Below are 9718 nucleotides of genomic sequence, written 5' to 3' on the forward strand. Positions count from 1 at the left end.
AGGGTTTTGTGATCACATTCAGACAGTGCCAGGCCCAGGATTTCTTAGCTTAAATAATTCAATGATTTCCCGTTCACGCAGCGCCTTACCACCGCTGCACCCTGCTATGAACGGCCTCACCTGGCTCCCTCGGCTCAGGTGAATTCTCAGGCGCCTTCGGGCGCCTTTTTTTGTGCGCTCACATCAGCGACCAATCTTGCAGGATCCGATAGCGCCCCTTGTGCGATTCGAACAGGGCGAAGCGTTCGGCACGCAGGAAAAACTCCGGTGGCGTAGCGGATTCCGGCTCCGGCGCACGGTAGTCTCTAGCCAACGTCAGGTGCGGGCGAAACTCGCGAGACGTCTCTTCAAAGCCAAACGGCAACATCGCCTGCTCCAGCGCGTAGACCAAGCGCAGCAACGCCTGCGGAGCCTGCTCCGGCGCCAGCGACAACACCCCGGCGCGATGCCAGACCTGCAAGTGGTTCAACGAAATCTTCAACGCCTCTCCCGGCGTGCGCACTTGTCCAGCCGCCTCGCAGACGTCGTTGATCTGCGCCAATGGCACCGCGCCGAGAAACAGCAGCGTCAGGTGAAAATTGTCCGCCGGCACCGGCTTACCGGTGCGCAACCCCAACTCCCCGCGCCACTGAGCGATCGCCTTGCGTTGCGCCGGCGGGCAATCGAGGGCGAAAAACAGTCGCTTCGCTTCATCGGTCATGGCCCTGCTCCCCTGTTTATCCTGATCCGCCGGATTCTACACAGCCTGAACTGACGACTCGTCACGGGAAGCTATAGTTCAAGGATTGCCATCAACGGAGGGCGCCATGCGCGAGATCCTCAGCAAAGAACCGTGGTGGGCGCGACCACCGCATCCCGGGCAGGATGAAAAGGAGCTGGAATGGGGCTGGCTGGTGCATTACAGCGAGGGTGAGCCGCGTTTCGAGTTCGTCCGCGAGCGGCCCACTGACGAACAGATTCGCGAGCGCAAAAGCTGCCGCATCACCCCCTCACCCGAGTGAACACAGTACCTGTAGGCCTTCGCCTGCTCGCGATAGCGGCAGGTCTGCCAAGCCAGCTCCCACAGGGTCGTGCGGTGCGCCCACCATTGCTGGTTTCACACAAAACCTGTGGGAGCTGGCTTGCCAGCGATAGCGGTAGGTCAGGCAATGATGATTTTGAATGTACGGGCGCCATCGCGAGTAGACGAAAGCCTACAAGAGATTTTGCGCAGGCCTCAGGATTCAAGAATGTTCTTGAAACCACCAAAGATCATGCGTTGGCCATCGAACCCCATCGGATTGACGTCCGGTTGCATGCGCGGGTCGTCCATCATTTTTGCCATGCCGGCATCGCGGGTGGCTTTGTCCGGCCAGATCAGCCAGCCAGATGAAACTGTTTCGCCTTCCTTGAGCTTTACCGCCATCGGGAATGACGTGACCTTGCCCTCCGGCACGTCATCGCCCCAGCACTGAACCACGTCCTGTGCGCCGTATTCCTTGAACAGTTTCGCCGCGATTTCACAGTGTTTTTTGTACTGCTCACGATTGGCGCTCGGCACCGGTGCGACAAAAATATCGATGTAAGCCATGATCACTCTCCTTGCATGTTGGTTTCGATCTGCTGGTTAGTCGATTGCGGTGGCTGCCATTCGACAGGATTCACGCCGAAGCCGACCGACGGCTCATCGCCCCCACCCAGATTGCGCTCGACCTGCCCGGCCATGTGCAACGTGCCGGCCATGACGCCAGTCGTCGGGTTCTGCACCAGTTTCATCCAGGCCTTGTCGAAGGTGCTGCCCAGACTGCTGCGGATCAGCGCTTCGCTGTCAGGGCGGTCATTGGCCTGAATGATCGCGCGAATGCCGGCCACACCGACCGAAATCAGTCCGCCAGCCAGTTTTCCAGCCGCTGCTGCGACTGCGCTGGCAGCCCCACGCGGGGCCATTTCCGCTTCCATCCGCTGACTGGCGCGCTTGGCCACCGGGGCCATGCCGGCATCGGTCGAGGCAATCCCCTTTGCGCCGCCCTCAGTGTGGATCTTGTCGATCAGCGCAGCGTAGGCCGGCAGCGTATTCAGCGGCTCGGTGCTGATGACCTGAAACAGCGAGGCATCCCGCGCCGGTGGCGGGCCAAGCGCAATGGCCGGGACTTTCTGCAAACGTCCATTGAGCTGACCAACGGGCACACCATGACGTTGGGCGATGAGCGGCATCTGCTGCGCCATCAACTGCGCATAGAACGCCGTGGCCTGACCAAGAATCGCATCCGGATCGATCTCCACCGCCACCGGCGCCAGCACCCTTTCCTGATATTGCTCAAGCAGATACGCCGCCAAGCGCTTGGCCGACGCATCTTGCTCGCCGCCGGCATTGATCGTGTACCAACTGACTTTCATCGACAGCCATTCCTGGGTCCAGTAGCTGCTGAACCACGGGATGAAATTTTCTTCAGTTTGCTGATAGACCCGAGTGCGCCAATGTTCCATCGAGCCACGGGCGAAGACTTTTACTTGCTCGGTGGACTGCTGCGAGGCGCTGACGATTTCCCGGTCGATCTGCTGCCAGGTGGCAGGCGACACCACCACGGCCTGCGGCGCTGACACCGGGGCCCGCGCCGAGGTGGCGCAGCCGGCCAGCAACAACAGTGCGGCGACGAACAGCGCACGCGGGTTCACGGTAGCGGTGTCCTTGAGATGAGTGGGATGCAGATTTGAGTATAGGTGGGTCAATTGAGCCTGATGTTGGAAGTACCGGCCTCATCGCTGGCAAGCCAGCTCCCACAAGGATTTCCAGCGGCCGCAGATTTTGTGATCACCTCAGAACCTGTGGGAGCTGGCTTGCCAGCGATGAGGCCATCAGCAACACCCAAAAAACCCCAACCATCACTGCCATCGATATTCACCATCGCCACGATTGCCTTCCGCCCACCGCCCATCAAAGGCACGATTGAGCCATCCGAAACACAGCGAGGAGTTCACAACATGATTCACACCCACGTCACACTCTCCGTGAGTTTCCCGGTGTTCGGCAGCAACTATTACGACCAGCACGCCGTGTCGCACAAAGCGCAGGCACTGGTGTTCAACGAAGATTTCGAAGATCTGTTGATGCCCGCTGCGACCAATCACTTCAGCAATGAAGTGGTCGGCATCAACGATCAATTCCGTTTTCTGAGCGACATTCTCGCCACCCATTTGCTGGACATCGAGGCCTCCGTGCCTGCGCGATCCAGCGTCCGGGCGAGCGCTCACTTTTCTTGAGTATCGAGGGCTAAACAAAGAGGGCGTCCCATCGCGGGACGCCCTCTTGCGTTCAATCAGTCATCATCCCGATCACGATAGTAACGACGCCCGTCGCGGCGATCATCGCGGTCATCCCAGCGCCGGTCATGGTCGTAATTGCGGCCATGATCGCGGTCGTAATGCCGGCCATGGCGGTGGTCATCATCAAAATCCGCGACACAGCCGCCGAGCAATACGGCGGCGGTCACGGTCAGCAGCATCGTTGTAGCGCGCTTCATTCAATACTTCCCTAAAACCAAGGTCTTGACGACGGAGTCGGCGACGCTGCCCGCGCCATCAGGACGCGGTGCGCGCAGCCGCAGATACGACCGGGCAAAACGCCGTTGATTCACTGGCCACTAGCGACCGTTTGTCGCCCCGTACGCGCTGCCCGAGCGGCGGCGAAATGCCACCTATACTGCTTGCAACCTAGCCCCACGCAATGGATCTGCGCCCTCAATAACAACAAGCAGAGGTGGACCATGGTCTGGCAGCAAATTTACGACCCGTTCGGCAACCCGGTGATCTCCACGCTCATGGCCGCCGTACCGGTGGTGGTGATGCTAGCGGCACTGGCGTTTTTCCACGTCAAGGCGCATCTGGCAGCGTTATTGGCGCTGGCTTCCGCCCTTCTCATATCGATTTTTGCCTTCGGCATGCCGGCGAGCATGGCTGGCTCTGCGGCGTTGTTTGGCGCGGCCAATGGCTTATTGCCGATCGGCTGGATCGTCCTCAACATCATCTTTCTGCATCGCCTGACCACCGAGAACGGCTCGTTCAAAGTGCTGCAGGACTCACTTGCGCGCATCACTGATGATCGACGTTTGCAGTTGCTGCTGATTGCGTTCTGCTTCGGTGCATTTTTCGAAGGTGCGGCGGGATTCGGCACGCCAGTGGCGGTGACTGGGGCGATTCTGATCGGCCTCGGCTTTTCGCCGCTGGCCGCATCCGGCTTGGCACTGATCGCCAACACCGCGCCCGTGGCTTTTGGCGCACTAGGTACGCCGATCATCACACTGGCCAAAGTCACCGGGCTGGATGAAATGGAGCTTTCGATGATGGTCGGTCGGCAGTTGCCGTTTTTCTCGGTGCTGGTGCCGTTCTGGTTGATCTGGGCATTCGCCGGGTGGCGCAAGATGCTCGAGATCTGGCCGGCGATACTGGTGGCCGGGGTGAGCTTCGCGATCCCGCAATTTCTGGTGTCGAACTACCACGGGCCAATGCTGGTGGACGTGATCGCCGCGCTGATTTCCATGGCCTGTCTGACGCTGTTTTTAAAGGTGTGGAAACCGGCGACCATTCACACCTCCGCTGCGCTTTCGGGGCGCGTAGACAACTCCAAAGTCGATGAAGAAAAAATCACTGCCAGCGCCGCGTTCAGCGATCAGGCGCGGCCGGCGGTGATGCGCGCGTGGATGCCGTGGATCATCCTCACCGTGTTTGTGTTTGCCTGGGGCACGCAGGGCTTCAAGAATATGTTCGACACCCGGCCGGCGATTGATCCGGTAACCCAGTCGGCCAAGCTTGATCCCGCCGGCAAACCGCTGCGCGAGGCCAACCCGATTTTCGCCCCGGCGGTGACCTTCACCACGCTGCACCTGCAAATCGAAAAAGTCCCGCCGGTGGTCGCGGCACCGAAGGCCGAAGAAGCGGTGTACAAATTCACCTGGCTCACCGCTACCGGCAGCGGGATCTTGCTGGCGGCGATTGTCGGCGGTTTGCTGATGGGCTATTCGATTCCGCAACTGATCAAGCAATACCTGCGCACATTGTGGGTGGTGCGGTTTTCGCTGATCACCATTGCGGCGATGCTGGCGCTGGGGTTTCTCACGCGCTACTCCGGACTCGACGCGACCATGGGTCTGGCGTTTGCCGCGACGGGGATTTTCTATCCGATGTTCGGCACGCTGCTCGGTTGGCTGGGTGTGGCGTTGACCGGCTCCGATACAGCGTCAAACGTATTGTTTGGCGGCTTGCAGCGGGTGACTTCGGAACAGCTCGGGATCAGTCCGGTGTTGATGGCGGCGGCCAACAGCTCTGGCGGGGTGATGGGCAAAATGGTCGATGCGCAATCGATCGTGGTCGCCTCCACCGCGACCCGCTGGTATGGGCATGAGGGCGAGATTCTGCGCTACGTGTTCTTCCACTCGATCGTGCTGGCAATTCTGGTCGGCGGGCTGGTGACATTGCAGGCGTATGTGGCGCCGTTTACCTCGATGGTGGTCGGCGGGCATTGAGACTGGATGATCTGGCCCCATCGCTGGCAAGCCAGCTCCCACAGGAACTCATGCTGTAAACAAAATTTCGTTCACAACATCGAAACCTGTGGGAGCTGGCTTGCCAGCGATGAGGCACTGACATTCAACACTCATGTTGACGGACAAGACGCCATCGCGAGCAGGCGAAGGCCTACAGTGGATTGTGTCGTACCGTCGATTAATGAGCCACACGCATAACTCTATAGCGAAAATCCGACAAAACCTTTTCCTCTTCCCGACAGTCACTCCTTAACGAGACCGGCGATGACGCTGGCTGCCCGCTTGGGCCATCCACGACCCTGCTGCCCTGATGAAGAGAGAAAAGGAATCGAACCATGACGATTTCCCGACGCGGATTTCTGATCCTCGGCGCCGTGACCGCCACCGCCTTCGCGATGCCGCCGTTTATCAGCCTCAAGGCCTACGCGGCCAATCTGGAGCAACCGGCCATGAGCAAAGTGACGATCAACGTCAACGGCAAGCCGCGTGCGCTTGACGTCGACACCCGCACCACCCTGCTCGATGCCCTGCGCGAGCATCTGCACTTGACCGGCAGTAAAAAAGGTTGCGACCACGGCCAGTGCGGCGCCTGCACGGTGATCGCCGATGGTCGACGCATCAATTCTTGCCTGACCCTGGCGGTGATGCATGAAGGCAGTGAGATCACCACCATCGAAGGCCTCGGCATGCCCGACAATCTGCACCCGATGCAGGCCGCGTTCATCAAGCATGACGGCTATCAGTGCGGTTATTGCACGCCAGGCCAGATCTGTTCGGCGGTGGCGGTGATCAAAGAGATCCGCGACGGCATTCCCAGCCACGTCAGCCCCAGCCTGACCGAGCAACCGCAACTGATCGCCAGTGAGTTCCAGGAGCGCATGAGCGGCAATATCTGCCGCTGCGGGGCTTACTCGAACATCATTGAAGCGATCACTGAAGTCGCAGAGGTGCCGGCATGAGACCGTTCAATTACAGCCGCGCCGACTCCCCCGCCGCTGCCGCTGCGCAAGCGTTACAGGTCGAAGGCGCACGCTTCATCGCTGGTGGCACCAACCTGCTGGATTTGATGAAGCTCGACATCGAAACCCCGCTGCATCTGATCGACGTCAATCACCTCGGCCTGGATCAGATCGAAGCCACCCCCGAAGGCGGATTGCGCATCGGCGCACTGGTGCGCAACACCGATCTGGCTGCCGATGCGCGCATCCGCAAAGACTACGCCCTGCTCTCCCGCGCGTTGCTCGCCGGGGCTTCCGGGCAGTTGCGCAACATGGCGACCACTGCCGGCAACCTGCTGCAACGCACGCGCTGTCCGTACTTTTACGATACGAATCAGGCCTGCAACAAACGCCAACCCGGCAGTGGTTGCGCAGCGATCGGCGGGATCAGTCGGCAACTGGGGATTATCGGCGTCAGCGACGCGTGCATCGCCACACACCCGAGTGATATGGCGATTGCCATGCGTGCCCTCGATGCGCAGATTGAAACGGTGAAACCCGATGGCACGACACGCAGCATCGCCATGGCCGATTTTCATCAATTGCCGGGCACCACGCCGAACATCGAAACCAGCCTGACGCCTGGCGAGTTGATCACCTCGGTGACACTGCCCGCGCCCGTCGGCGGCACCCACGTTTATCACAAGGTGCGAGATCGCTCGTCCTATGCGTTCGCGCTGGTCTCGGTCGGCCTGATCCTGCAAAAGGACGGCAGCGGCCGCATCGCCGTCGGCGGTATCGCGCCGAAACCATGGCGGGTTGAAGCCGCCGAAGCGTTGCTGCCCCAAGGCGCCAAAGCCGTCAGCGCACGCCTGCTGGACGGCGCCACGCCGACCCACGACAACCAATTCAAACTGACCCTGGTCGAGCGCACGCTCGGTTCGGTGTTGGCGCAAGCGAGGGATGAAGCATGAAATTCGACACGCCCGCCACCACCAACCCGATCGACCAGTTGAAGGTCGTCGGCCAGCCCACCGACCGCATCGAAGGGCCGTTGAAAACCTGCGGTCAGGCGCCTTACGCCTATGAGCAGCATGAAGCGGTGGCCAATCAGGCTTACGGCTTTATGGTCGGCTCGGCCATCGCCAAGGGGCGCATCAACAATATCGATCTTGAACAGGCGAAAGCCGCGCCAGGTGTGCTGGCCATCGTCACCGCCGCCAACGCCGGCAAACTCGGCAAAGGCCAATACAACGCCGCGCATTTGTTGGCCGGGCCGGAGATTCAGCACTACCACCAGGCGGTTGCGCTGGTGGTTGCCGAGACCTTTGAACAGGCGCGCGCCGCTGCGCAAATGGTCAAGGTCGACTACGTCGCGGCCAAAGGCGAATTCGATCTCGCCAGCGTGCGCGACCAAGGCGTCGAGCCGAAAGACGAATTGCCCGACGTCAGCCACGGTGATTTCGCCAAGGCATTCGCCGCCGCGCCGGTGCAGTTCGATCAGACGTACACCACGCCGGATCAGTCCCACGCGATGATGGAGCCGCACGCCACGTTAGCGGCTTGGAAAGGCGATCAACTGACCTTGTGGACATCGAACCAGATGATCGCCTGGAGCGTCGACGACATCGCCACTACGCTTGGTTTGCCTAAAGAAAAAGTCCGGCTGATTTCGCCGTACATTGGTGGAGGTTTCGGCGGCAAGTTGTTCATTCGCGCCGATGCGATTCTTGCCGCCCTCGGTGCGCGCATGGCTGGCAGACCGGTGAAAGTCGCCCTCGCCCGCCCGCAGATCGCCAACAACACCACCCACCGCCCGGCGACGATTCAGCGCATTCGCCTGGGCGCGACAGCGGACGGCAAACTCACCGCGATCGCCCACGAAGGCTGGTCGGGCAACTTGGCTGAAGGCAAGGTCGAGGTCGCGGCGCAACCGAGTCAGTTGTTATACGCCGCTGAAAATCGACTAGTGAGCATGCGCCTCGCGCCGCTGGATCTGCCCGAAGGCAACGCCATGCGTGCACCTGGTGAAACGCCGGGGCTGATGGTGCTGGAAATCGCCATGGACGAGATGGCCGAGCAGCTAAAGCTTGATCCGGTCCAGTTCCGCATTCTCAACGACACCCAGGTCGACCCGGTGAAAACCGAGCGGCCATTCTCGCAGCGGCGCCTGATCGAATGCCTGCAAACCGGCGCGGAGAAGTTCGGTTGGGACAAGCGTAATGCGCAACCGCGAACACGGCGTGAAGGTCGCTGGTTGATCGGAATGGGCGTGGCAGCGGCGATCCGCAACAACCTGCTGGTCAAGTCGGGCGCGCGGGTGCGGCTGGAGCGTGACGGCAAAATCACCGTTGAGACTGACATGACGGATATCGGCACTGGCAGTTACACGATCATCGCGCAAACAGCCGCTGAGATGATGGGTGTTGGTTTGAAGGATGTGAGCGTGCATCTGGGCGATTCGAGCTTTCCAGTGTCGGCAGGTTCCGGCGGACAGTTCGGCGCCAACTGCTCGACCGCCGGGGTATATGCCGCGTGCATGAAGCTGCGTGAAGCGGTGGCGGGCACGTTGGGCATGGCGGTGGATCAGGCGGAGTTTGTCGACGGTCAGGTGCGGGTTGGCGACAAGCACGTGCCGCTGCGCAATGCGGCGCAAAATGGCGTTATCGTGGCCGAGGACAGCATCGAATTCGGCGACCTTGCCAAGCAGTATCAGCAATCGACGTTTGGTGCGCACTTCGTTGAGGTTGCGGTGGATGCCGCGACCGGTGAAGTGCGTGTCCGCCGGATGTTGGCAGTGTGTGCGGCCGGGCGGATTCTCAACCCGAAAGCGGCGCGCAGTCAGGTGATTGGCGCGATGACCATGGGCGTCGGTGCGGCGTTGATGGAAGAGTTGGCGGTGGACAAGAAGCTGGGGTTTTTCGTCAACCATGATCTGGCCGGGTATGAAGTGCCGGTGCATGCCGATATTCCGCATCAGGAGGTGATTTTCCTTGATGAGACTGATCCGGTGTCTTCGCCGATGAAGGCCAAGGGGGTTGGTGAGTTGGGGATTTGCGGGGTCAGTGCAGCGGTGGCGAATGCGATTTACAACGCCACGGGGGCTAGGGTGCGGGAGTATCCGATTACGCTGGACAAGATCTTGTCGTCGTTGCCGGAGATGATCTGAATGACCTGAAAAAGCCCCTCACCCTAGCCCTCTCCCAAAGGAAGAGGGGACCGATTCGGGGATATTTGAGGGCTGCACCGACGTGAACGTCT

The 9718-nt window shown here is 60.5% G+C and carries 11 protein-coding genes; 6 read left to right on the plus strand and 5 right to left on the minus strand.

Annotated features, from left to right (window positions below; genetic code table 11):
• Window positions 1-178: 178 nt before the first annotated feature.
• Window positions 179-700, minus strand: coding sequence for an RNA 2',3'-cyclic phosphodiesterase (gene thpR, locus PMI23_RS25435; RefSeq protein ID WP_007918823.1), 522 nt, complete (start codon window positions 698-700; stop codon window positions 179-181).
• A gap of 106 nt (window positions 701-806) precedes the next feature.
• Between thpR and PMI23_RS25440 the strand changes: the two genes are divergently transcribed.
• Window positions 807-1001 (plus strand): hypothetical protein, encoded by a 195-nt coding sequence (locus PMI23_RS25440; RefSeq protein ID WP_007918825.1) that lies wholly within the window; start codon window positions 807-809, stop codon window positions 999-1001.
• Window positions 1002-1216: 215 nt separating this feature from the next.
• Here PMI23_RS25440 and PMI23_RS25445 read toward each other — a convergent pair whose 3' ends face one another.
• The 3 genes from PMI23_RS25445 to PMI23_RS29815 are packed head-to-tail and all read right to left on the minus strand — an operon-like array spanning window position 1217 to window position 2891.
• Complete coding sequence (locus PMI23_RS25445) at window positions 1217-1570, minus strand: DUF1428 domain-containing protein (RefSeq protein ID WP_007918826.1); 354 nt, start codon at window positions 1568-1570, stop codon at window positions 1217-1219.
• 2 nt (window positions 1571-1572) lie between these two features.
• Complete coding sequence (locus PMI23_RS25450; RefSeq protein WP_007918827.1) at window positions 1573-2655, minus strand: hypothetical protein; 1083 nt, start codon at window positions 2653-2655, stop codon at window positions 1573-1575.
• 50 nt (window positions 2656-2705) lie between these two features.
• Window positions 2706-2891 (minus strand): hypothetical protein, encoded by a 186-nt coding sequence (locus PMI23_RS29815; protein WP_141232675.1) that lies wholly within the window; start codon window positions 2889-2891, stop codon window positions 2706-2708.
• A gap of 70 nt (window positions 2892-2961) precedes the next feature.
• Between PMI23_RS29815 and PMI23_RS25455 the strand changes: the two genes are divergently transcribed.
• Entirely contained in the window at window positions 2962-3240 is a 279-nt protein-coding gene (locus tag PMI23_RS25455; protein WP_007918828.1) for a hypothetical protein, read from the plus strand.
• Between the two features lie 56 nt (window positions 3241-3296).
• Here PMI23_RS25455 and PMI23_RS25460 read toward each other — a convergent pair whose 3' ends face one another.
• Window positions 3297-3500: a hypothetical protein gene (locus PMI23_RS25460; RefSeq protein WP_007918829.1), complete on the minus strand. Its 204-nt coding sequence runs from the start codon at window positions 3498-3500 to the stop codon at window positions 3297-3299.
• Between the two features lie 243 nt (window positions 3501-3743).
• On the opposite strand from PMI23_RS25460, the gene PMI23_RS25465 reads away from it, so the two are divergent.
• From PMI23_RS25465 to paoC, 4 genes are all read left to right on the plus strand, one after another.
• On the plus strand, window positions 3744-5498 hold the full coding sequence (locus tag PMI23_RS25465) for an L-lactate permease (RefSeq protein WP_007950206.1): 1755 nt from the start codon (window positions 3744-3746) through the stop codon (window positions 5496-5498).
• A gap of 356 nt (window positions 5499-5854) precedes the next feature.
• Window positions 5855-6478, plus strand: a complete 624-nt coding sequence (gene paoA / locus PMI23_RS25470; RefSeq protein WP_007918834.1) for an aldehyde dehydrogenase iron-sulfur subunit PaoA — start codon at window positions 5855-5857, stop codon at window positions 6476-6478.
• Entirely contained in the window at window positions 6475-7431 is a 957-nt protein-coding gene (locus PMI23_RS25475; RefSeq protein ID WP_007918836.1) for an FAD binding domain-containing protein, read from the plus strand. Before paoA ends, PMI23_RS25475 begins: the two co-directional genes overlap by 4 nt.
• Entirely contained in the window at window positions 7428-9626 is a 2199-nt protein-coding gene (gene paoC, locus PMI23_RS25480; protein ID WP_007918838.1) for an aldehyde oxidoreductase molybdenum-binding subunit PaoC, read from the plus strand. The genes PMI23_RS25475 and paoC overlap by 4 nt, the downstream gene beginning before the upstream one ends.
• Window positions 9627-9718: the final 92 nt, after the last annotated feature.

The organism is Pseudomonas sp. GM24, assembly GCF_000282235.1.
Classification (GTDB): Bacteria; Pseudomonadota; Gammaproteobacteria; order Pseudomonadales; family Pseudomonadaceae; genus Aquipseudomonas.

Coding starts and splice junctions, on each gene's coding strand:
- thpR (WP_007918823.1), bottom strand. CDS start 700: ATGACCGATGAAGCGAAGCGACTGTTTTTCGCCCTCGATTGCCCGCCG.
- PMI23_RS25440 (WP_007918825.1), top strand. CDS start 807: ATGCGCGAGATCCTCAGCAAAGAACCGTGGTGGGCGCGACCACCGCAT.
- PMI23_RS25445 (WP_007918826.1), bottom strand. CDS start 1,570: ATGGCTTACATCGATATTTTTGTCGCACCGGTGCCGAGCGCCAATCGT.
- PMI23_RS25455 (WP_007918828.1), top strand. CDS start 2,962: ATGATTCACACCCACGTCACACTCTCCGTGAGTTTCCCGGTGTTCGGC.
- PMI23_RS25460 (WP_007918829.1), bottom strand. CDS start 3,500: ATGAAGCGCGCTACAACGATGCTGCTGACCGTGACCGCCGCCGTATTG.
- PMI23_RS25465 (WP_007950206.1), top strand. CDS start 3,744: ATGGTCTGGCAGCAAATTTACGACCCGTTCGGCAACCCGGTGATCTCC.
- paoA (WP_007918834.1), top strand. CDS start 5,855: ATGACGATTTCCCGACGCGGATTTCTGATCCTCGGCGCCGTGACCGCC.
- PMI23_RS25475 (WP_007918836.1), top strand. CDS start 6,475: ATGAGACCGTTCAATTACAGCCGCGCCGACTCCCCCGCCGCTGCCGCT.
- paoC (WP_007918838.1), top strand. CDS start 7,428: ATGAAATTCGACACGCCCGCCACCACCAACCCGATCGACCAGTTGAAG.